General features: G+C 68.6%; 19 protein-coding genes. 8 read left to right on the top strand and 11 right to left on the bottom strand.

The window, feature by feature from the left end; translation table 11 throughout:
• The first annotated feature begins 306 nt into the window (after positions 1 to 306).
• Positions 307 to 504 carry an Rv0909 family putative TA system antitoxin gene (locus AORI_RS64745; RefSeq protein ID WP_016335086.1) on the top strand — a complete coding sequence of 66 codons (198 nt, stop codon included), beginning with the start codon at positions 307 to 309 and terminating at the stop codon, positions 502 to 504.
• On the opposite strand, the gene AORI_RS64740 is transcribed toward AORI_RS64745, so the two are convergent.
• From AORI_RS64740 to AORI_RS64730, 3 genes are read right to left on the bottom strand one after another with little or no spacing between them, the layout of a single operon-like run.
• Positions 487 to 2175 carry a cobaltochelatase CobT-related protein gene (locus AORI_RS64740; protein ID WP_016335085.1) on the bottom strand — a complete coding sequence of 563 codons (1689 nt, stop codon included), beginning with the start codon at positions 2173 to 2175 and terminating at the stop codon, positions 487 to 489. The two genes, AORI_RS64745 and AORI_RS64740, sit on opposite strands and share 18 nt — an antisense overlap.
• Positions 2172 to 3104 carry an AAA family ATPase gene (locus AORI_RS64735; protein ID WP_016335084.1) on the bottom strand — a complete coding sequence of 311 codons (933 nt, stop codon included), beginning with the start codon at positions 3102 to 3104 and terminating at the stop codon, positions 2172 to 2174. The genes AORI_RS64740 and AORI_RS64735 overlap by 4 nt, the downstream gene beginning before the upstream one ends.
• A gap of 9 nt (positions 3105 to 3113) precedes the next feature.
• Complete coding sequence (locus AORI_RS64730; RefSeq protein WP_016335083.1) at positions 3114 to 3914, bottom strand: IclR family transcriptional regulator; 801 nt, start codon at positions 3912 to 3914, stop codon at positions 3114 to 3116.
• A 144-nt stretch (positions 3915 to 4058) separates the two neighbouring features.
• On the opposite strand from AORI_RS64730, the gene xsc reads away from it, so the two are divergent.
• The 3 genes from xsc to AORI_RS64715 all read left to right on the top strand — a co-directional run bounded on the left by xsc (position 4059) and on the right by AORI_RS64715 (position 8541).
• On the top strand, positions 4059 to 5867 hold the full coding sequence (gene xsc / locus AORI_RS64725; RefSeq protein WP_016335082.1) for a sulfoacetaldehyde acetyltransferase: 1809 nt from the start codon (positions 4059 to 4061) through the stop codon (positions 5865 to 5867).
• Between the two features lie 246 nt (positions 5868 to 6113).
• Positions 6114 to 7478, top strand: a complete 1365-nt coding sequence (locus AORI_RS64720; protein ID WP_016335081.1) for an aspartate aminotransferase family protein — start codon at positions 6114 to 6116, stop codon at positions 7476 to 7478.
• Between the two features lie 70 nt (positions 7479 to 7548).
• Positions 7549 to 8541 carry a phosphotransacetylase gene (locus tag AORI_RS64715; protein WP_016335080.1) on the top strand — a complete coding sequence of 331 codons (993 nt, stop codon included), beginning with the start codon at positions 7549 to 7551 and terminating at the stop codon, positions 8539 to 8541.
• On the opposite strand, the gene AORI_RS64710 is transcribed toward AORI_RS64715, so the two are convergent.
• A complete protein-coding gene (locus AORI_RS64710; RefSeq protein ID WP_016335079.1) occupies positions 8519 to 9514 on the bottom strand; it encodes a YeiH family protein in 996 nt (331 codons plus the stop codon). The two genes, AORI_RS64715 and AORI_RS64710, sit on opposite strands and share 23 nt — an antisense overlap.
• Before the next feature lie 72 nt (positions 9515 to 9586).
• On the opposite strand from AORI_RS64710, the gene AORI_RS64705 reads away from it, so the two are divergent.
• The 3 genes from AORI_RS64705 (at position 9587) to AORI_RS64695 (ending at position 13345) form a co-directional block, all read left to right on the top strand.
• Positions 9587 to 10480, top strand: a complete 894-nt coding sequence (locus tag AORI_RS64705; RefSeq protein ID WP_016335078.1) for a LysR substrate-binding domain-containing protein — start codon at positions 9587 to 9589, stop codon at positions 10478 to 10480.
• 188 nt (positions 10481 to 10668) lie between these two features.
• Positions 10669 to 12045: an amino acid permease gene (locus AORI_RS64700; RefSeq protein ID WP_016335077.1), complete on the top strand. Its 1377-nt coding sequence runs from the start codon at positions 10669 to 10671 to the stop codon at positions 12043 to 12045.
• 235 nt (positions 12046 to 12280) lie between these two features.
• Positions 12281 to 13345, top strand: a complete 1065-nt coding sequence (locus AORI_RS64695) for a DUF6348 family protein (protein WP_016335076.1) — start codon at positions 12281 to 12283, stop codon at positions 13343 to 13345.
• Here the strand turns inward: AORI_RS64695 and AORI_RS64690 are convergent.
• Positions 13342 to 14670, bottom strand: coding sequence for an MFS transporter (locus AORI_RS64690; RefSeq protein ID WP_016335075.1), 1329 nt, complete (start codon positions 14668 to 14670; stop codon positions 13342 to 13344). The genes AORI_RS64695 and AORI_RS64690 overlap by 4 nt on opposite strands.
• 565 nt (positions 14671 to 15235) lie before the next feature.
• Here AORI_RS64690 and AORI_RS84400 point away from each other — a divergent pair.
• Positions 15236 to 15427 (top strand): dihydrofolate reductase family protein, encoded by a 192-nt coding sequence (locus AORI_RS84400; protein WP_016335074.1) that lies wholly within the window; start codon positions 15236 to 15238, stop codon positions 15425 to 15427.
• A 258-nt stretch (positions 15428 to 15685) separates the two neighbouring features.
• Here the strand turns inward: AORI_RS84400 and AORI_RS64680 are convergent, their stop codons facing one another.
• The 6 genes from AORI_RS64680 to AORI_RS64655 form a co-directional block, all read right to left on the bottom strand.
• Positions 15686 to 16144 carry a GNAT family N-acetyltransferase gene (locus AORI_RS64680; RefSeq protein ID WP_016335073.1) on the bottom strand — a complete coding sequence of 153 codons (459 nt, stop codon included), beginning with the start codon at positions 16142 to 16144 and terminating at the stop codon, positions 15686 to 15688.
• A gap of 85 nt (positions 16145 to 16229) precedes the next feature.
• Positions 16230 to 16670 carry a DUF1579 domain-containing protein gene (locus AORI_RS82495; RefSeq protein WP_016335072.1) on the bottom strand — a complete coding sequence of 147 codons (441 nt, stop codon included), beginning with the start codon at positions 16668 to 16670 and terminating at the stop codon, positions 16230 to 16232.
• Between the two features lie 38 nt (positions 16671 to 16708).
• A complete protein-coding gene (locus AORI_RS64670; protein ID WP_016335071.1) occupies positions 16709 to 18058 on the bottom strand; it encodes a flavin monoamine oxidase family protein in 1350 nt (449 codons plus the stop codon).
• Entirely contained in the window at positions 18055 to 19095 is a 1041-nt protein-coding gene (locus AORI_RS64665; RefSeq protein WP_016335070.1) for an alpha/beta hydrolase, read from the bottom strand. Before AORI_RS64665 ends, AORI_RS64670 begins: the two co-directional genes overlap by 4 nt.
• Positions 19092 to 20615, bottom strand: a complete 1524-nt coding sequence (locus tag AORI_RS64660) for a flavin-containing monooxygenase (protein ID WP_016335069.1) — start codon at positions 20613 to 20615, stop codon at positions 19092 to 19094. Before AORI_RS64660 ends, AORI_RS64665 begins: the two co-directional genes overlap by 4 nt.
• The gene (locus AORI_RS64655; protein WP_016335068.1) at positions 20612 to 21007 is read right to left on the bottom strand and encodes a hotdog domain-containing protein; all 396 of its coding nucleotides are present in this window, start codon (positions 21005 to 21007) and stop codon (positions 20612 to 20614) included. Before AORI_RS64655 ends, AORI_RS64660 begins: the two co-directional genes overlap by 4 nt.
• Between the last annotated feature and the right edge of the window lie 104 nt (positions 21008 to 21111).

Below are 21111 nucleotides of genomic sequence, written 5' to 3'. Positions count from 1 at the left end.
GGACTAAAAGCGCCAACCGCGAGCGAGTGCGTCCCTCGGTCGCCATCCGTGGCCGAAGTCCGGATAAATCGCTTCGACCAGGAAACTCGTTACAGTCATGGATCGGTGAAGAGATCGGCAAGTCCACCCGAGTGAGCGACCGTGGGTGCCGTCGCTTCGTGGTCGAAGCGCTTTTCCTTACCTGGTCGAAGGAAATCGTGCCGGGGACTCACCCACCCGTCGTCCCCGAGTTGCCCCGCGACGCGAATGCACTTTGATGGAAGGCATGCGCCGGATTGACGGCGTACCGAATAGTGAGGAGTTCTCATGGGTATCGACTTCGAAGGCATGAAGGACAAGGTGAGCGGCGAACACGTCGACAAGGCCGCCGATTTCGCAAAAGGCCGCTTCGGTGAACACTCCGACAAGATCGACTCGGCCGCCGACAAGGCGAAGGACTACCTCGGTGAATCCGGTGGCGAGCAGCAGGGCGAAGGCCGGCAGGACTCACCGCAGGGTCAATAACCCGAGGACGTCCCGGAACGGCGCGTACCCGGACGTCACCGAGGTGTCGAGCACTCGCGAGCGGCGGTAGAAGGGGCTGAGGTCGAGGCCGACCCCGACCCCGCGGATCTCGACGGTGCTTTCCTCCCGCAGCACCGTTTCCCGCAGATGCTCGTCCAGGTAATGCGGATCGTTCGCCAGGCTCGTCGCGCTGTCCATGGGGCTGCCGTCGGAGAGGACGAGCAGGATCCGGCGTGCTTCCGGTCGTGCGCGCATCCGGGCGCAGGCCCAGGCCACCGCCTCACCGTCGATCCCTTCCCGGAACAGATCGGCTTTCAGCAGTGCGGCGAGGCCGGGGCGTGCCCGGCGCCACGGCGTTTCGGCGGCCTTGAACACGAGGTGAAGCCGTTCGTTGAGCCTGCCTGGATGCGGTGGCCGCCCGGCCCGGATCCAGTCGCGCCTCGGCCTGCCCCCGTTCCAGCCGCCGGTGGTGAACCCGAGCACTTCGCAGGCCGCCCCGGCGAGTTCGATCGAGCGTGCGAAGAGGTCGACCAGCGCGGCGACGGGCTCCGCGTGCGCGGTCATCGAACCCGAGCAGTCGATCAGGAACGTCACGAGCGTGTCCGCCACCGGTTCGATCCGCTCGGTGCGGAAGATCCTTCGTTCCGTGGGTGAACTGATCAGCTGCGCCAGGGTCCGGCCGTCGAGCAGGCCTTCCTCCTGCGCACCGTCCCAGCCGTCGCGTGCCGGTTCGGCGAGCACCGCCTTGAGGTCGCGTGCCAGCCGTCCCGGCCCGACGCCCTGCCTGCCGACACGCCGGTCGAGCCGCTCGCGGAGTTCGGCGAGCATCGCGGGGCGAACCAGGTCCGAAGCGCGCCGCTCGCGGTCGTACGCGGTGGTGTGGATCCGGTACGCCGCACCGGATTCGCCCAACGTCCGGCTGTTTCCGGCGGTCGCCGAGGGGATCTCCTCGCCTTGGCTCGCGTCGAAGTCGATCGCGAGGTTGAAGCGGGGGTCGGTGGGATCGCCGTCGTCTTCGGCGTCTTGAGTGGTTCCGGCGAGCAGCGCGCCGGTCTTCCGGGCGATCGCCAGCGCGTGTTCGGCGAACGCCTTCTGATCCGTCCGATGCCGTCGCAAGCCCGCGAGGTCGTGGCCGAGCGACGGCGCCAAGGCGAACCGGGTCGCCTCGATCAGGTCCTCGGTCTCCTCGACCACGGGTTCGGCGGTGATCCGCGAGCGGCAGATCTGGGCGACCGTGTACAGCAGCAGCCCGCGGGCGGTCTCCGTCAGCCCGGACCGGTGGAACTCCAGCGACCAGCGGACATGGCGCAGACGCAGGTTCCTCCGCATCCCCGGCAGCTCCGCGGGTGGGAGCGACTCGACGCGGAACTGTTCCAGCAGCTCGAAAATCCCGCGTTCGGCCGGATCTGCCGGGCTCAGACCGCGGTGCAGCGCGGCGTCCGACGCGGTGAGGCGCAAGGCCATCCCGTCCGCGATCCCGCGTGCGGACAGCAGATCGTCGTCGGCGGACTGACGCAGGTGAGGTGCGTGCAGGGGCAGCGGTTCGCGTCCTCGATGCAACCGCCGCGCCCGGAAATGCAGTGCCGGATCGCCGCTGAGGGCCCGTACCGCGGCCGCGCACAGCTCCTCGACCTGGTTGCGGCGCCGGGTTTCCGCCTGCCCGGCGGTCATGCCGAGAGCAGGTGGAGTTCGTCGTCGAAGCAGCGCTGGAAGTACTCCGCCACCAGGTCGCGCTCGGCTTCGTCGCATTTGTTCACGAAGGACAGCCGGAAGGCCGTCGCCGGATCACCGAAGATCTCGATGTTCTCCGCCCAGGTGATCACCGTGCGCGGGGACATCAAAGTGGACAGATCACCGGCCTGGAAACCCTTGCGGGTCAAGGCGGCCACCGCGACGAGGGAGGCCGCCAGGTTTTCCGGGAGGCCGGGCACCCTGGCCCGCACGATCGCGATCTCCTCGGCGGCGGACAGGTAGTTCAGCGACGCCACGATGTTCCAGCGGTCGATCTGCGCGTGGTTCAGCCGCTGCGCGCCGTGGTACAGGCCGTTGAGGTTGCCAAGGCCGACCGTGTTGGCGGTGGCGAACAGCCGGAACGACGGATGCGGCCGCAGCACCCGGTTCTGATCGGTGAGGGTGAACTTGCCGTCGCGTTCGAGGACCCGCTGGAGCACGAACATCACGTCCGGGCGGCCCGCGTCGTATTCGTCGAGCACCAGCGCGACCGGCCGCTGCAACGCCCACGGGAGGATGCCCTCCTGGAACTCGGTGACCTGCTTGCCCTCGCGCAGCACGACCGCGTCGCGGCCGACGAGGTCGAGGCGGTTGAGGTGACCGTCCAGGTTGACCCGCACGCACGGCCAGTTGAGCCGCGCGGCGACCTGTTCGATATGGGTCGACTTCCCGGTGCCGTGCAGCCCCTGCACCAGCACACGGCGGTCGTGGGTGAACCCGGCGAGCAGCGCCAGCGTCACGTCCGGGTTGAAGCGGTACGCCTCGTCGACCTCGGGGACGTGCTCGGTGCGTTCGCGGAACGCGCCGACGACAAGATCCGAATCGATGCCGAAGACGTCACGCACCGGGAGCCGAAGCTCGGGGACCATGAGAACTCCTTACGACGGAACACTTTCCGGTTCGGACCCGCCCTCGGCGTCGACACGGCTGATCGCCTCGGCCGCGCGCTGCAGTGCCGGGAGCGTCTGCAGGGCCTTATCCGGCGTCAGCCGCATGACCGGCGCCTGCACGGCGACGCAGAGGTTGGCGCGCCCCGGTACGAGGACCGCGACGCACACCAGACCGGGCAGGAACTCCTCGTCGTCGAGCGCGAACCCGTCCCGGCGGACGCGGGTGAACTCGGCCTCGAGCGCGTCGAGGTCGGTGATGGTCTTGTTCGTGTACTGCTTGAGCGGCGCGTGCGCGAGCAGCTTCCGCCGCTGCGACGGGCTCATCTGCGCGAGGATCATCTTGCCGCTGGCCGAACAGTGGATCGGCACCCGCGAGCCCGGCCGGAGGTAGAACCGCAGCGGTTCCGGGGTTTCGACCCGGTCGAGGTACACGATCTCGTTGCCGGACAACGTGGTCACGTTGCAGCTCTCGCCGAGTTCGTCGACGAGGTGACGCAGGACGGCGTGCCGGGCGCCGTGGTGGGTCGCGTTGAGGAGCAGGTTCTCCGCGAGCCGGCGCAGCCGGTGGCCGGTGCCGTAGTGACGCCCGTCGGCCTGCCGGATCAGCAGGCCCGCGCCTTCGAGCTGCTGCAGCATGCGGTGCAGCGTCGGTTTCGGCAGGCCGGTCTCCTCGACGAGACCCTGCAGGGAGACCAGCTGATCCTTGGCGGCGATCAGCTCGAGCAGGGAGAACAGCCGCATGGTCGGCGTGTCCCCGTTGATCGGATCGGGTTCGCGAAGCAGCTCCATGTTCCGAAAAGTAGCACACGGCGTCTCGGTTTCCAGAATCTAGCGTTGACGCTCGGCGGTCCGCGTCCTATCGTCGATTGCATCCTGATTTCAGGAACGCCACGTACCGATTTTTGTAAATCTCGCCTGTCGAAGGAGCGGAACATGACGGAACGGAAGACGGGTGACGGCCGCGTGGTCGTCAACGGCCGGAAGAAGATGACCCCGTCCGAGGCCTTCGTCGAGACGCTCGTGGCGAACGGCGTCACCGACATCTTCGGCATCATGGGTTCGGCGTTCATGGACGCGATGGACATCTTCGCGCCGGCGGGGATCCGGCTGGTACCGGTGGTGCACGAGCAGGGCGCCGGGCACATGGCCGACGGTTACGCCCGGGTGAGCGGCAGGCACGGCGTCGTCATCGGGCAGAACGGCCCCGGCATCAGCAACTGCGTGACCGCGATCGCGGCCGCGTACTGGGCGCACAGCCCGGTCGTCATCGTGACGCCGGAAGCGGGCACCATGGGCACCGGCCTCGGCGGCTTCCAGGAGGCCAACCAGCTGCCGATGTTCCAGGAGTTCACGAAGTACCAGGGGCACGTCAACAACCCGAAGCGGATGGCCGAGTACACCGGCCGTTGCTTCGACCGCGCCCACTCGGAACTCGGCCCGACGCAGCTCAACATCCCGCGTGACTTCTTCTACGGCGAGATCGAGGCCGAGATCCCGGAGCCCGCCCGCCTCGACCGCGGCCCCGGCGGCGAGCGGAGCCTCGACGAGGCCGCCGCGCTGCTGGCCACGGCGGAGTTCCCGGTGATCATCTCCGGCGGCGGCGTCGTGATGGCCGACGGCGTCGAGGAGTGCAAGGCGCTCGCCGAACGTCTCGGCGCGCCGGTGGTGAACAGCTACCTGCACAACGACTCGTTCCCGGCGAGCCACCCGCAGTGGTGCGGGCCGCTGGGGTATCAGGGTTCCAAGGCCGCGATGAAACTGATCTCGCAGGCGGACGTCGTGATCGCGCTCGGTTCGCGGCTCGGCCCGTTCGGCACCCTGCCGCAGCACGGCATGGACTACTGGCCCAAGGACGCGAAGATCATCCAGATCGACGCGGACCACAAGATGCTCGGCCTGGTCAAGAAGATCACCGTCGGCATCTGCGGTGACGCCAAGGACGCGGCGGTCGCGCTGACCAAGCGGCTGGCGGACCGCACGCTCGCCTGTGACTCCACAAAGGACGCTCGCGCGGCGAAGATCAAGGCGGAGAAGGACGCGTGGGAGGCCGAGCTCGACGCCTGGACCCACGAGACGGACCCGTTCAGCCTCGACATGATCGCCGAGCAGGAGGGCGAGGAGGGCAACTGGCTGCATCCGCGGGAAGTGTTGCGGGAGCTGGAGAAGGCCATGCCGCCGCGGGTGATGGTGTCGACCGACATCGGCAACATCAACTCGGTCGCGAACAGCTATCTGCGGTTCGAGGAACCGCGAAGCTTCTTCGCCCCGATGAGCTTCGGCAACTGCGGGTACGCGCTGCCGACCATCATCGGCGCCAAGGCCGCGGCACCCGACCGGCCCGCGATCTCCTACGCCGGCGACGGCGCGTGGGGGATGAGCATGGGCGAGATCATGACCGCGGTGCGCCACGACATCCCGGTCACCGCGGTGGTGTTCCACAACCGGCAGTGGGGCGCGGAGAAGAAGAACCAGGTCGACTTCTACAACCGCCGGTTCGTCGCGGGCGAACTGGAGAGCGAGAGCTTCGCGGGGATCGCCAAGGCGATGGGTGCGGAGGGCATCGTCGTGGAGAAGCTCGACGAGGTCGGCCCCGCGCTGCAACGCGCCGTCGAGGCGCAGATGAACGAGGGCAAGACCACCGTCGTCGAGATCATGTGCACCCGCGAGCTGGGCGACCCGTTCCGCCGCGACGCGCTGTCCAAGCCGGTGCGGTTCCTGGAGAAGTACAAGGACTACGTGTAGGCCTCGGTTTGCGCGTGAAGGCCCCCTTCCCTCGGCTGAGTCGAGGGAAGGGGGCCTTCACGCGCGCACGGGGAGGGCTGCGGTGAGGCGTCGGTCCAGTTGGTCGTGAGTGGCGATTCGGGTTCTAACCCGAATCGCCACTCACGACCAACTGGACCCATCGAACGCCGCCGCTCTGGTGCTGGGCCGGTGCCAGCCGGGTTGCGAAAGTCAAAGCACAGACTCGTGTCTCGAAGGAGGTCTCCGGTGGACGTCACCCAGCTGCGAGCGCAGGCTCGACGGCATCTCGGCCCGCACTTCACCCGCAAGGACACCTGGGCCTCGGATTTCCCGGTGTTCGTACGCGGCGAGGGAAGCTACCTGATCGACACCGAAGGACGCCGTCATCTCGACGGGCTCGCCGGGCTGTTCTGCGTCAACATGGGCCACGGCCGGGCAGACATCGCCAAGGCCGCCGCCGACCAGGTAGGCACCCTCGCCTACGCGAGCAACTGGGGTTCGGCGCACACGCCCGCGATCGAGGCCGCCACGCTGCTGGCCGAGCTGGCGCCGGGCGACCTCGGGACGACGTTCTTCGTCAACTCCGGTTCGGAAGCGGTCGAAACCGCGCTGAAGTTCGCCCGGCAGTATCACCGCAGCCAGGGACAGCCCGAGCGCACGAAGATCATCAGCCGTGACATGGCCTATCACGGCACGACCATCGGCGCCCTCTCGGTGACCGGGCTGGCGAAGATCAAGGAACCCTTCGGCCCGCTCATGCCCGGCGTCCGCCACGTGCCGAACACGTTGGGGCTGCTGGGAGACTGCGGCCCGGCGTCCGAATTGGACTGTGTCGCCGCGATCGAGCGGGTCATCCTCGAAGAAGGGCCGGAGACCATCGCGGCGCTGTTCGCCGAGCCGGTGCAGAACGGCCGCGGCGCGCTGGTCCCGCCGAAGGGGTACTGGCCCGCTTTGCGTGTCCTGTGCGACAAGTACGGCATCCTGCTCGTCTCGGACGAGGTCATCTGCTCGTTCGGCAGGCTCGGGCACTGGTTCGGGCACGGGCTCACCGGCGTCGTGCCGGATCTGATCACCTTCGCCAAGGGATCGACGTCGGGATACGCGCCGCTCGGCGGGGTGATCGCGCGCGAGAAGCTGGTCACCGAGCTGTACGACTCGCCGAAGGGCGGTGTCTTCACCCACGGCGCCACCTGGGGCGGGCATCCCGTCGCCACCGCCGTCGCGGTCGCGAACCTCACCGCGATGCGGGACGAGAACGTGCTCGGCAACGTCCTCGCCGAGGGGCCGGAACTGTTCGCCGCGCTGAACTCCCTCAAGTCCGCGCACCGCTGCGTCAAGGACGTCCGCGGCACCGGCTTCTTCTACGCCATCGAGCTGATGGCCGACCGCGACAGCGGCCGCGAGCTGACCGAGGCCGAATCGCTGAAGGTGCTTCGCGAGGTGCTCCCGGAGGCGTTCCGCCGCACGGGCGTCATCCTCCGCGGCGACGATCGCGGCGCGACGATGCTGATGATCTCCCCGCCGCTGGTCGCCGACCGCGAGGTGCTCACCGAACTGCTCCATGGCGTCGACGCGATGCTCAACGACGTCGAGAAGGTCGTCCAGCCCTGAATCAGCCCTTTTCACCCGGTGGGGGTCGCCGTCTTCCGGCGGCCCCCGCTTCGTACGCGGAGGTACTTCGATGAGCCTGACCACCGAGGTCACGCCGGACGCGACGCTCGACGGATGGCGGAAGGCGTTACGCGGCCGGAACCTCCGCGTCGCCTTGCCGGACGGCGACGACGAGCGCGCCGTCCGCGCCGCGGTAGCACTCCGGGACGAAGGTGTCGTGCGGCCGTTGCTGTTCGGCGACGGGGCGCGCCTGCTCGCGGCAGGGGCCACCGACGACTTGATCGTGGACGTCGCCGACGCGCTCGCCGACGACCGGACCGAGGCCGCCCTGGTGACGGGGTTCGCCCGGCATCCGGAAAAGCTCGCTGCCGCCCGGCGCGATCCGGTGTTCGTGGCGGCCGCCGCTTTGCGGGCCGGCCACGTGGACGCCTGCGTCGCCGGCGCGACCCGGCCGACCGCCGACGTCCTGCGCGCGGGGCTGCGGGTCGTGGGTCTCGCCCCGGGAGTGTCCACTTTGAGCAGTTGCTTCCTGTTGCTGCTCCCGGATGGACGACGGCTGACCTTCTCGGACTGCGCGGTGGTGCCCGAGCCGGGCGCGGCACAGCTGGCGGACATCGCCCTCGCCGCCGCGGCGACCCACCGCGGCCTGACCGGCGAGGATCCCGTGGTCGCCATGCTGTCGTTCAGCACCCAGGGGAGTGCCGACCACCAGCGGGTCGAGGTCGTCCGCGAGGCGACTTCGCTGGTGCGGCAGCGGGAACCCGATCTTCCGGTCGACGGTGAGCTGCAGTTCGACGCCGCGCTCGTGGCGTCGATCGCGGCGGCCAAGGCGCCCGGTTCCGCGGTCGCCGGCCGCGCTAACGTCCTCGTGTTCCCGAATCTGGACGCGGGCAACATCGGCTACAAGATCGCCGAGCGGCTCGGGGGCGCCGTCGCGCTCGGCCCGATCCTCCAGGGCCTCGCGGCGCCGCTCAACGACCTCTCGCGCGGCTGCTCGGCGTCCGACATCGAGACGCTCGCGCTCTTGACCGCCGTCCAAGCTAGCCGAGCAGTGCGAGGCTGACGTAGGCGATGGTGCCGACGAGCAGCGTGGAGAGCAGGCCCAGCAGCAGCGCCCGGCCACCGGTGCGGACCAGGGTGCCGATCCGGACCGCGCAGCCGAGCCCGAAAAGCGCTCCTGCCAGCAGCAGCGTGCAGGCGGCCTTGGCGACGTCGAGCGCCACGCCGGGCAGGATCCCGGTGCTGCGCACCACCACCATCGCCAGGAAACCGAGGACGAACAGCGGGACCAGCGGGGCGCGCTTCCCGGCGGCGGACGGGCGGCGCCGCCGTTCGTGCACGCTGACCGCGGCGACCATCGGGGCCAGCAGGACGACACGGCTCAGCTTCACCACCACGGCGACCGCGACGGCGGCGGTCCCGGCCGGGGTGGCGGCCGCGACGACCTGGGCGACCTCGTGCACGCCCAACCCGGCCCAGCCGCCGATCCGCAGCGCGTCCATCCCCAGCCAGCCGCCGATGAGCGGGACCGCCGCGATCGCCAGGCCGCCATAGAAGGTGACCAGTGCGACCGCGGTCGCGACGTCGGAGTCCTCACGTTCGATGACCCCTTCCATCGCCGCGATCGCCGACGCGCCACAGATCGAGAAACCGGTCGCGACCAGCATCGCGAGCCCGCGCGGAACACAGATCAGCCTGCCGAGCCCGATCGTGCCGAGGAACGTGAGGCCGACCGTCAGCACCACCGCGAGCAGCGTGCCGGGACCGAGCGAAAGCACCGAAGGGAGAGCGAGTTGCAGACCGAGAAGAACGACACCGGCACGCAGGAGCTTCTTCGTGACCTTCGCGATCGCTTGCCGGGTGCCGTCCGAAAGCACCGGCAGCGAACCGGCGAGCACCCCGAGCACGACCGCGAGAGTGAGCGCGCTCAGCACGGGAACGGCGGTGCTCAGCAGGTACGCGACGACCACGCCGAGGGCGGTGACGGCCAGACCGGTGAGGTGCGGCTTCGTTCGCCGCGCGGAGATGGTGCCCATACCGACGAGCGTCGTCCGGAAAGGACAGCGCCGGTAGGCGGGAGAACGGCGGGTAGGTCATGCACTTTGGCTATGACCGCTCCGGAACTGGACTCCTTGCGCCTGCTCGTCCTCGTCGGCGAACTGGGCAGTATCGGTCAGGCCGCCGCCGCTCTCGGGATGACGCGGCCGTCGGCGGGCAAGCGACTGTCCCTTGTGGAACGAAGGCTCGGGCTGGTGCTGGTGGACCGGACCCGCCGCGGCTCCGCGCTCACCCCGGACGGCCGGGTGATCGCGGGCTGGGCGCGGCGTGTGCTCGCCGAACTCGGCGGACTGCTCGACGGCGCCCAAGCCCTGCGGGCGCGGCACGAGACCGGACTCCGGATCGCGGCGAGCATGACGCTTGCCGAGCATCTGGTCCCGCGCTGGATCGGCGAGCTCAACCGCGCCCACCCCGGCCTCCGGCTCGGCCTGGAGGTCACGAACTCGGATCGGGTCGCCGAGCTGGCCCGCGCCGAGCTGGCCGACATCGGTTTCGTCGAATCGCCCGGCCCGTTCGCCGGGCTCGCGTCGCGGAAGGTCGCCGCGGACCATCTCGTGGTCGTCGTCGCCCGCACTCATCCCTGGGCGCGTGAACGCCGTTCGCTGACCCCGGCGGAGCTGGTGAACACGCCGCTCGTCGTCCGGGAACACGGCTCCGGAACCAGGGAAACCGTCGATATCGCGTTGCGCAAGGCCGGCGTGGGGCCGGTGAAACCATTGCTGGAACTGGGTTCCGCCTCCGCCGTCCGCAGTGCGGTGATCGCAGGCGCGGGCCCGGCGGTGATCAGCGCCTTGGACGTCGCGGACCACGAGCTCGTGCCCGTCGCGGTGGAGACCGTCGACTTCGGACGGGTGCTGCGCGCGGTCTGGCCGGAGGGACGGCGCCTCACCGGTCCGGCGGCGGAACTGCTGGCGCTGGCCGTGCGCCGCTCGTCGCGAAGGTGATCTGGACCCCTTTCCCACATCGTAACTGGCACTCGCCCCTGGCCCGACTTGTTCCTACGGTGACCGGAACCACAATGGAGCTCCCAGCGCCACCGCTCCGGCGGTGCGTGCGAGAAGGAGGAGACGTGACTTCAACGTCCGGTCCGGCACAGAGCAGCGGCCTGAAACCAGGGCTCAAACAGCGACATATGAACCTGATCGCCCTCGGCGGCGTCATCGGCGCCGGGCTGTTCGTCGGCAGTGGCGTGGTCATCCAATCGGCGGGCCCGGCGGCGGTGGTCTCGTTCCTCATCGCCGGCCTGATCACCGTGCTCATCATGCGCATGCTCGCGGAGATGACGATCGCCAAACCCGCGCTCGGGTCGTTCTACGTCTACGCCAGGGAGGCGCTCGGCAACCGCGCGGGCTTCGCCGTCGGCTGGATGTACTGGTACTTCTTCGTCATCGTCGTGGCGGTCGAAGCCGTCGCGGGCGGCCGGATCCTGCAGCTGTGGGTACCCGACGTGCCACTGTGGGTGCTCAGTCTCGGCCTGCTCGTGATCCTCACCGGTACCAATATGGTCTCGGCGCGGTCCTATGGCGAGTTCGAGTACTGGTTCTCTTCGATCAAGGTCGTCGCGATCGTCGTGTTCCTGGTCGTCGGTGCCCTGTACCTGTTCGGTTTCTGGCCGGGTGCCAACGGCGGCCTGACGAATCTGGTGTCCCACGGCGGATTCGCGCCACTCGGGATCGGGGCGGTGCTCGCGGCGGTGGTGCCGTGCATCGGTTTCTACACCGGCGCGGAGATCGTCACCATCGCCGCCGCCGAGTCCGCGGAGCCGAAGAAGGCGATCGCGAAGGCCATGCGCTCGATCATCTTCCGCGTGGTGCTGTTCTACGTCGGCTCCGTGTTCCTCGTCGTCGCGATCAAGTCCTGGGACGATCCGGCGACCGCGGTCAGCCCGTACGCGGCGGTGCTGGAGGTGCTCGGCATCCCGGCCGTGGCGACGATCATGAACGCGATCGTCCTGACCGCGGTGCTCTCGTGCCTGAACTCGGCCCTGTACACCTCGTCGCGGATGTTGTTCGCGCTCACCAGCAACGGCGACGCGCCGAAGGCGTTCACCCGGCTTTCCGGCAGCGGCGTGCCGAGGCGCGCGATCCTGGCCGGGACGGTCATCGGCTACATCTCGGTCATCGCCGCCTACACCTCACCGGATCTGATCTTCCAGTTCCTGGTCAACTCCTACGGCGCCGTCGCGCTGTTCGTGTACCTCGCGATCGCGCTCGCGCAGGTGCGGCTCCGCCGCCGGCTTGAGCGCGAAGACCCGGGCAAGCTCACGCTCAAGATGTGGCTGTTCCCATGGCTGAGCTACGCGACCATCGCGCTGATGGCCGCCGTGATCCTGGCGATGGCGCTGCTGCCGTCGACCCGCTCGCAGTTCTGGCTGAGCGCGGTGACGCTCGCGCTGATCCTCATCGGGTTCGAGATCCGCAGGCGGCGCGGCAAGCCGGCGGTTCCGGTCGCGCCCGTCGATCCCGTCCCGGACGAACCGAAGCGTGCCCCGGCCGCCGTCCGGGAGTGACCTGGATGGGCTGAAAGCGTCCTTCGCCGCGTCTGATGCGGCGAAGGACGCTTTACCATCGGCTCACCGTGGTTTCCCCTGCCACGCTTGCTGAACGCGAAGCCGGCAGGCCCCACCTTCCGGGAGTGGCTCGAAACCCGCTCCTGACCGACCGGCCGAGCCTCGGGCTGAAGGGGCCCTTCACCGCATCCGACGCGGTGAAGGGCCCCTTCAGCCCATTCCCTAGACTTCAGCGGTGATCGCATCATGGGGGCTCGATGCCGCGCTCGAAGTCGGGATCGCCGCGTTCTGCGCGGGCGAAGAACCGCCGAGTGACGACGTGTTCTGGGACCGGCTGACCGGCGCGGGAGTCGAGCCGTGGCTTGCCGAGCGGCTGCTGGTCTTCCTGCCGATGGCCTACGTCCGGCGGTTGCTGCCGGACGTCACGTATCCGGACGCCGTGCGCGACTCCCGCGGGCAGGTCTTCCTCTCGCAGGAGCCGGTTTTCGTGGCGGCGTTCGATCGCGCCCAGTACGCGAACCGGGCGGAATTCGAGCGGATCGCGTTCCGCAGCAGCACGTTCGCCGTGATCAACGAGGCGCTGAACGCCGGATCGCAGCTCGCGGACCTGGAGCTCGCCGAACCCGTGCTGTTCAAGGATCTGGAACCGGTCGTCGAGGGCGACGGCGGTGTGCCTTCACCGCAAGCGGTATTCGAGGCTTTCCTTCGCGAGCACGGTGTCGTGCTGGGCGATGACACTCGTGTCGATACGAAACTCATCGTGCATCCCGCCCCGGAAGGCATGGTGATGGCTCAGGTCGACTTCGCCGTGTCGCATCCCGCGCTGGCCGAGCCGTGGCTCGTCGAAAGCTTCGCCGGGCACGGCACCACTTGGCGTGAGGCGATCGGCCGTGCGGTGGACGGTTTCCGCCACGGGGCGTTGCATCCGATCGTCGACGGGTTGCTGTCGCCCGGCGCCGCGGCCGATCAGGTCGGCCGCGAGCGGTACGACCATCCGGACGGCGCGTTCGAACTGGTGCTGGGCGCGCAGATCACCATGTTCGCCGAGAACGTGCCTTCCGTCGAACCGCTGCTCGACCGGTTGCTGGAAGCGTTGCGCGCGGAAAAGCTCAGCCGGAAGGTGCACGGGCTCCGGTTGTTCGTCGCGCACAACGAGGGCGCTTTGCTGAACAACGAAGTCCTGTTGGACAGCCGCCCGTGGTCCGGCGGCGAGGCGGTGGTGGCGGATCACCCGGCGCTGGTCGCCGAGGGGCGGGTCGCGACGCGGGTGTTCGGGCTGCTCGTGCCCCTCGACGTCTAGTTCAGGTCGGTTCCGCGGGTTTCGGCGCTGAGGAACAGGGCGACGACGGTGACGGCGATCGTGCCCACGAGGTACAGCACGACCGCCGTGGGGCCCTGTTTTTCGGCCAGCCACACCGCGATGAGGGGGGCCGGCGCGCCTGCGATGATCGAAGATCCTTGGAAGACCAGGGAAGCCCCGGCGAAGCGGCGGCGCGTCGGGAAGAGTTCGGCGATCCAAGCCGCTTCCGGCCCGGCGAGGAGTCCGTGCAGCGCCGCCCCGACGCCGATGCCGAGGTAGAGCAGAGGCAGCGCGTCGGCCTGGACGATCGCGAAGAAGACCGGCGCCCAGACCGCGAGGCCGAGCGCGGGGACCAGCATCGCCACGCGCCGCCCGACGCGGTCGGACCAGTAACCGCCGGCCAGCATCCCCGCGAACTGCAGCAGCGACCCGATGGCGACGGCGAGGAGCACGTCGGACTTGTCGTAGCCGAAAGTCTTTGTGGCGTAAGCGACCACGAAGACGGTGTAGACGTAGAAGGCCACGTTTTCGCCGAGCCGCACGCCGAGACCGCGCAGGACGGGACCGGGGTGGGCGAGCGTTTCGAGGATGCTCGACCGTTCGCGGACGGTTTTCGTGGCTGCCCGTGCCTGTGCTTCCTGGAACACCGGCGACTCGTCGATGCGCCGCCGGATCCAGAAGCCGATGACCAGCAGCGGGACCGCGAACAGGAACCCGACCCGCCAGCCCCACTGGTCGAAGGCATTGTCGGGGAGCACCAAGGCGATCCCGCCGACCACGGCCGTGGCCAGCACCGTGCCCAGAGGCGCTCCCGCCTGCGGCCACGCCGACCAGAAACCGCGCCGTTTCGGGCTTCCGTATTCGCTGACCATCAGCACCGCCGCGCCGAACTCGCCGCCGAGGGCGAATCCCTGGATCAGCCTCAGCACGACGAGCGAGATCGTCGCCCCGATGCCGACCTGCGAATAGGTGGGAAGCAGCCCGATCGCGGAGGTCGACAATCCGAGGAGCAGGAAAGTGGTCACCAGCATGGGTTTGCGCCCGAGGCGATCGCCGAGATGCCCGAAGACGATGCCGCCGATCGGACGGGCGACGAAGCCGAGCCCCTGCGTCGCCAGCGCGAGCAGCAACTGCGCGAACCCGTTGCCGCCGGGGAAGAACAGCGGCCCGAGCACGGTGGCCGCGAGGATTCCGTAGAGCGCGAAGTCGTACCACTCGAGCACGGCGCCCGCGGTACTGCCCGCCAGGACCCGCCGGAACGCCGACCGGCTGACACCGGGGGACCTCGAACCGGCCGCTTCGCGCGAGGCGGGCACGTTCGTCACTTTCGCTCCTCGTCTCCGGCCGATTCCATGCGTCCGATAATCGGACAGTTCGGGACGCTATTCGGACACGTAGGAACATAGACCGAGCCGACAGGATCACGCAATCGTCGATGTCGAGGAGACCGGACCGGCTCCGACTCTTCCGTGAAAGCGCCCGGACAGCGGCGCCACGGAGACGAAGGAGGCCTTGCGATGACCAAGGTGGTGCTGGACGTGTCGATGTCGCTGGACGGTTTCACCGCCGGGCCGAACGTGCGGGCCGAGGAGCCGATGGGGGACGGCGGTGAACGGCTGCACGAGTGGATGGCCGGGGAGGGGGCCGATGCCCGTGCCGTCGAAGAGGTGAACGCGATGGTCGGGGCAACGGTCATCGGGCGGCGCACCTTCGACCTCGGCCTGCGGCCGTGGGGCGGTACGCCGTGGCCCGGCGTGCCGAGTTTCGTGGTCACTCATCGGACAGAGGAAGACTTCCGCGGCGACAACGGCGGGATGTTCTTCTTCGACGGACTGGAGGCCGCGGTCCGGCGAGCCGAAGACGCCGCGGGGGGACAGGGACGTCTTGGTGATGGGCGCGGACGTCGCCGGGCAACTGCTCGTCGCCGGCCTGCTCGACGAGGTCCATCTTCATGTCGCTCCGGTGCTGCTGGGGCAGGGGACCGGTGTGTTCGGCGGGCGGGTGGGTGAGTTGGTGCTGGAGGGGGCGCCTGTCGCTGGGTTGGCCACTCACCTGCGTTTTCGGGTCGCCGGCGTCTCGTGAGGGGAGAGGACGATTCCCACCGTCTATGCCCCTCACGGGGGTCGTGAGGTTCTGTCGCTGGAATTCGCCTTTCGCGTCCGGCGTCGACGATCCGGTCCGTGAAGGCCTCCTTGCCTACCCTGAAGGTAGTGAAGGAGGCCTTCACTGACTTGCGAGGGCAAGTACCGCGCGACGCCCGCTGGCCCTGTGCGAAGCCACCAGTCAGATGCGGAACTCCTGATCTGCCAGGGAGTCGACGCGATGCTCGGAGCGTGGACGCTAACGACCGCAGCGATCCACCCGTTTCCACGGCCAATCCGAAACGAGCCAGCGTGCGACGGCGTCGGCGAGCACGGCATCGAGCTCCGCTTTGTCGGCCCGCACCCAGGACTGCACCGTGACGTCCCACTCTTCGGAGGCCGTGGGATACAGGTAGACGCAACCGATGACGTCGCCGTCGGCCGGGCTGAGGACGGTGAACGTGAAGCCGGTGTGCCGCGCGAAGTCTTCGGCGTGGCGGCGCAGGTCGGCGAGGTTCTCCTCGAGTGTCATGCCGTCGCGTGGCGGCCAGTCGCCGTCGGGATAGCCGGGAGTCGAACGAATGTGCTCGATGCTCGACATCCAGGCGGCGTGGTCGGCCGGATTGTGTTCCGGTCCCAGGGGTTCGAGGCGGAACTCGTCGGTGACGAGTGCGGTCGGCGGCAGGAAACCGGCTGGTACGAACACATCCGCGGCCATGGGCGAAGACCGTAGTGACGGATCGGGCCGCTCGCACTCGAATTTCACCCGCGGCAGCACCGGCGCCGTCCGCAAGACCTGACGGCTACCTCTCGAAAACGAGGTCGTAATCCTTGCGCCAGGTGGCTCCCTGATCTTCGGACGCCTCCCAGCGGCCCGTGATCCGATCCGGCTCGACCTCGGCGACGAACCGTTGGAACATGTCGGGGTCTTCCCGGCTCAGAGTCCATTCGGTGCCGTCGAAATCCATGGCGAAGACCCGGCACACGCCCCGTTCGTCGTGGTACAGCGCCGTATACGCGTCGCGGGTGTCGCTGCGGCCGAGAACCAGGACCATCTCGCTCGCGGCTTGCCCGTCCTCACCGCCCATCGTCCAGCGAAGGACCACGAACGCGTCACCGAGCCATTCGATCGTCGCCGAACCCGGCACCTTCTGATCGGGCGGTTCCAGAAACCACGCGTCGCTCAGTGTCGTCCGCCACGAACCGACCAGGACGTCCAACCGTTCCATGGCTTCGTTGCGCATCGCTGCCTCCTCGCGTGGCCCGGTGATCCGCAGCGTAGTCAGTTCGCCGAACGGGGCAAGCTCGCGCGGACCTGCTCGGCGGCCAGCTCACCCGACGAGGCCGCGTCGGCGAGGGAAGGCATGTCGAGCTGGTAGTCGCCGGCCAGATGCACCGGGCCGAGATGGCGGCGCAGGGTCGGCAGCGAGGCACGTCCGCCGGGCGCCCAGAACGGCACGACCCGGTGGTGACGCCGGACGATCCCCTCGTCGAGTTTCCCTTCGAGTTCGGGGTAGAGCGAGAGGAGGTCCGCGGTGAACCGGCTGACGATTTCCTCGTCGGTGAGTTCGAACAGGTTGTCCGCCACCGCGCCACCCGCGAAACAGGCCAGCGCGCCGCCCGGTTTCCGCGCACCGGGACCGCGCAGGGCCGCGGCGTGGTTGAACATCGCCTGGAACGACAGCTGCGGCGTCGAAACGGCGATGTAGTCGTCCCATCGCTGTGGGCCCTCTTCGTGGGTGAAGAAGCCGACCACCACGTACCGCCCGTAGTGGATGTCGTCGAACGCCGACCGGTATCCGGGCGGCAGGCCGGGCATGAGCTTCACGGCCACGTCACTCGGAACGGCGACGATCGCGCGACGGGCCCGTATCCGCGCCGGTCCGTTCTCGTCGGTGTGGTCCACGACGACGCCGTCCTCGGTCCACTCCACCGACGTCACCGGGGAGTTCAGCCGCAGCCGATCGCCGAGGTCGGCGGCCAGTACGTCGGTGAGGGTCTGATTTCCCCCTTCCGGCAAGGAGAAGTTGGGTACCTTCGCCGGATCCGTCAGAAGGATGCCCATCGAGAAGACGAACTGGGTCGCGGCGGTCTCCTCGGGCTCGCAGCCCATCCATTGCCCGGACCACGACCGGACCATGTCCCGTGCGACCTCGGAGCCGATCCCTCGAAGCACGTACGACGCGGATGTCGCGTCGAGCTTCGCCCTGACCCGTTTCGCCAGGCGGTTGCCGGGATTCATCTGCAGGAACGGTGCCGCGGCGAGGATGCGCGCGCCGACGGCCGCCAGCCCGACCCGGTCCAGGAAGGTCATCCGGGAGCGGAACATCAGACCGAACGGATTCGAGGTGTCGACCTGCTTTCCGTGGAGCGCGAGGGCCACCTTCTTGCCCGCCAGCGTCCCCATCCCGACCTGGTGGCGTTCGAGGGCTTCGATCAGCGGGCCGGTCCCCTCGGTGAACTGGGTGCCGAGGTTGATCCAGTAGTCGCCTTGGCGCACCGACTCCACCCGGCCTCCGGCGCGATCGGTGGCTTCGAGCACGACGACGTCCCGATCGGACAGGGCGGTCGCCGCCATCAAGCCGGCCATACCGGCACCGACCACGACGACTTCCGTCTCGGTTTCGATCACGGTTCACTCCGTTCCGGTGTCGGCTTCAGCGCCGTGGAGATGGCGTCCACCAGCCGTCCCATGGCCGCTTTGCTGCTCCGGCTGATCGCCGTGAAGGAGATGTAGCCGTGCACGAGCCCGGGCTCGTGGATCACCTCGGTCGGCACGCCGCTCTTCAGCAAGGCGGTCGCGTAAGCGAGTCCGTCGTCGCGGAGCGGGTCGAATCCGGCGACCGTCACGATGGCGCGGGGGAGGCCGCTCAGGTCGCCCGCCTGCAACGGCGAAACCCGCGGGTCCAGACGGTCGGCTCCATCGGGCAGGTAATGCCCCATGAACCACTCGATCTGTTCGGCCGACAACGCGGCGGAGCCGGCGAACTCGTCCTGGGACGGGCGCCGCTCCGAAATATCGGTCACCGGCTGGATGAGCACCTGCGCCATCGGCTGGACCGCTTCGCCGCGAAGTCGTTGGCAGAGCACGGCGGCGATGTTGCCGCCCGCGCTTTCACCCGCGACGACGATCCGGTGTGGGTCCGCGTGCTCGGTCGCGTACTGCCAAGCGGTGAGCGCGTCGTCGTGCGCCGCCGGGAAGGGGTGCTCGGGCGCGAGACGGTACTCGACGGACAAGACGTCGGCGCCCGTTCCCTGCGCGAGCATCCGCGCGGGAGAGGCGTAGCTCGCACGGCTTCCCAGCGCGAATCCGCCGCCGTGGAAGAAAAGGATCAGACTCCCGGACGGCTTGCCGGAGCCGTAGCGGGTCGCCGCCAGCCCACCGCCGAGGTCGAGTTCCTGTTCGACCGTGCAAGGGCCGATCCGGTCGGCGAACAACGCCGCGTCGCGCTCGGTCACCTCGCGGGCCTCCGCCGCCGACAGATCGCTGTAGTCGTCACCGGCCTCCGTGAGCCTCATCAGGAAGGCGACGTCGACGGCCATCCGGTCGCCGGCGTCGTTGACCGGCGGGCGTACCAGCCGCGCGAGGAGCGGGGCGGGGGTGCGGCTCAAGGCGATGACGAAGGCCCGCTGGACACGCTGGCCGAAGGTGAGACGCGTCGCGGTCATGAGTCGCTCGCGACGCTCGTGAGGTCGGCGCGGGCGGAGTCCCGGACGGAGAAACGGATGTGCCGGTCGACCAGTTTCCCTTTGAAGAGCCGGTTGTCCTTCACGAACGTCGTGTGCATCCGCCAAGGCAGTTCGGTGCCCTGCCGCGGGAGTTCGGGCTTCGCCCGCTGCATGTAACCCGCGGTGAGATCGAGGAGATCCGTGGTGGCGAGTCCTTCGGGCACGACCGGCACCGCGATGTCGTACCCGTTCGTCTCCATCCGGCGGATCACGTCGCCGACCAACCGGCACACGTTGCCCAGGCGGAGGGTCCACGACGCCTTGGTGTAGCCGAGCATCATGGCCCAGTTCGGGATGCCGGAGATGAGGGCACCGCGATAGAGGAGGGTTTCGGACATCTTCACCGGACGACCGTCCACTGTGGGCTGGATGCCGCCCAGCAGCTGCATGACGAGACCGGTCGCGGTGACGATGACGTCGGCCTCCAGCGTCTTGCCCGACTCCAGCAGGACACCGTTCTCGGTGAAACGGTCGATCCGGTCGGTGACCACGTCGGCGTTCCCGTCGCGGAGTGCCTTGAAGAACTCGCCGTCCGGCGTGACGCAGAGGCGCTCGTCCCAAGGGGCGTACGGCGGATTGAAATGCGTGTCCACGTCGATGCCCGGCGGAAGCTCCTTGATCGTCCACTTGCGCAACGCCTTCCGCCCGAATTCGGGGAACTTGCGCAGACTGGAAACGAGCAGGAAGTCGATCCAGATGTTCTTCAGGCGCGTGGCCGCGTAGCCGCGCTTGGCCCCGAGCAGCTTGGTGAGCTTGACGGCGATGTTGTCGAACCGCGGCTGGGAGGCGATGTAGCTCGGGGTGCGCTGCAGCATCGTCACGTGCGCCGCGGCGCCTTCGCCCATCAGCATGGCCGGGAGCATCGTCACCGCCGTCGCGCCACTCCCGATGATCACCACACGCTTGCCGCGGTGGTCGTAGTTTTCGGGCCACTGCTGGGGATGCAGGATGTCGCCCCGGAAGTCGTCACGCCCTTCGAAGTGCGGCGTGTACCCCGCGTCGTATCGGTAGTAGCCGGTCGCGCTGAAGACGAAGCGGGTCTTGATCGTCTTCGCGCGTTCGGTACCGGCGTCGTCCGTCGCGGTCACTTGAAGCGTCCAGCGTGCCTCCGTGCTCGACCAGTCGGCGGACGTCACCCGGTGCCGGAGCCGGAGGATCTTGTCCAGGCCGAATTCGCGCACCGTCTCGTCGAGGTATTCACGGATCAGCGGCGCTTCGGCGATCGCGCTCCGATGCCGCCACGGCTTGAACTCGTAGGCGTAGGTGTGGAGATCGGAGTCGGACCGGACACCGGGATAGCGGAACAGGTCCCAGGTGCCGCCGATCGAGTCGCGGGATTCCAGCAGGATGACCTTCTTGCCCGGAAAGTCGGCCATCAGATGCTGGGCCGCGCCGATACCGGAGATACCGGCGCCGATGACGACGATGTCGGCGGCCTCCGTGGCGTCCGTGTCCTTCATGCTGCACTTCCTTTGCCGTTCCGGTTCTGGGGGAGAGCGGGGACGACGCCGGTCCCGCGGGCGCGGGTGGCGACGATGGGTTCGGCGAGGACTTCCGCGCCGCCCGTGCGATCGGTGGCCCTGGCGATCACGCGCAGCTCGAAGTCGATGGTCCGGCTTCGGGTGCCTTTCGCCGCGAGCCGTGCCTCGACCTCGATGACGTCGCCGCCGCGCACCGACGACAGGAATTCCACGGACGAGTAGCCCGCGAAGAGGCTTTCGTGACCGTCCATGACGATCGCGAGATGAGTTCCGGCGTCGCCGAACAGCGCCAGGCCGAACGCTCCGTCGACGAGGTTGCCTGCGTAGTGAGCCTCGGAGTAGGCGACGTAGCGCTGGTGGATGACGTGCATGAAAGCTCCTAGTAGGTCATCCGATTAAGTCATTTGATCGAGTGTGTGGCAACTTCCCGCCTTCGTCAAGAGGCGGCAGGGACGCTCGCCCGAATGGGCCTGTT

The organism is Amycolatopsis keratiniphila (genome assembly GCF_000400635.2).
Lineage (GTDB): Bacteria > Actinomycetota > Actinomycetes > Mycobacteriales > Pseudonocardiaceae > Amycolatopsis > Amycolatopsis keratiniphila.
The sequence above is the reverse complement of the archived record's forward strand: the minus strand, read 5'-3'. Positions and strand labels throughout refer to the sequence as shown.

Excerpts from the sequence above, each read along its gene's own strand:
- AORI_RS64745 (WP_016335086.1), top strand. The coding sequence starts at position 307 with ATGGGTATCGACTTCGAAGGCATGAAGGACAAGGTGAGCGGCGAACAC.
- AORI_RS64740 (WP_016335085.1), bottom strand. The coding sequence starts at position 2,175 with ATGACCGCCGGGCAGGCGGAAACCCGGCGCCGCAACCAGGTCGAGGAG.
- AORI_RS64735 (WP_016335084.1), bottom strand. The coding sequence starts at position 3,104 with ATGGTCCCCGAGCTTCGGCTCCCGGTGCGTGACGTCTTCGGCATCGAT.
- AORI_RS64730 (WP_016335083.1), bottom strand. The coding sequence starts at position 3,914 with ATGGAGCTGCTTCGCGAACCCGATCCGATCAACGGGGACACGCCGACC.
- xsc (WP_016335082.1), top strand. The coding sequence starts at position 4,059 with ATGACGGAACGGAAGACGGGTGACGGCCGCGTGGTCGTCAACGGCCGG.
- AORI_RS64715 (WP_016335080.1), top strand. The coding sequence starts at position 7,549 with ATGAGCCTGACCACCGAGGTCACGCCGGACGCGACGCTCGACGGATGG.
- AORI_RS64710 (WP_016335079.1), bottom strand. The coding sequence starts at position 9,514 with ATGGGCACCATCTCCGCGCGGCGAACGAAGCCGCACCTCACCGGTCTG.
- AORI_RS64705 (WP_016335078.1), top strand. The coding sequence starts at position 9,587 with ATGACCGCTCCGGAACTGGACTCCTTGCGCCTGCTCGTCCTCGTCGGC.
- AORI_RS64700 (WP_016335077.1), top strand. The coding sequence starts at position 10,669 with ATGAACCTGATCGCCCTCGGCGGCGTCATCGGCGCCGGGCTGTTCGTC.
- AORI_RS84400 (WP_016335074.1), top strand. The coding sequence starts at position 15,236 with ATGGGCGCGGACGTCGCCGGGCAACTGCTCGTCGCCGGCCTGCTCGAC.
- AORI_RS64680 (WP_016335073.1), bottom strand. The coding sequence starts at position 16,144 with ATGGCCGCGGATGTGTTCGTACCAGCCGGTTTCCTGCCGCCGACCGCA.
- AORI_RS82495 (WP_016335072.1), bottom strand. The coding sequence starts at position 16,670 with ATGCGCAACGAAGCCATGGAACGGTTGGACGTCCTGGTCGGTTCGTGG.
- AORI_RS64665 (WP_016335070.1), bottom strand. The coding sequence starts at position 19,095 with ATGACCGCGACGCGTCTCACCTTCGGCCAGCGTGTCCAGCGGGCCTTC.
- AORI_RS64660 (WP_016335069.1), bottom strand. The coding sequence starts at position 20,615 with ATGAAGGACACGGACGCCACGGAGGCCGCCGACATCGTCGTCATCGGC.
- AORI_RS64655 (WP_016335068.1), bottom strand. The coding sequence starts at position 21,007 with ATGCACGTCATCCACCAGCGCTACGTCGCCTACTCCGAGGCTCACTAC.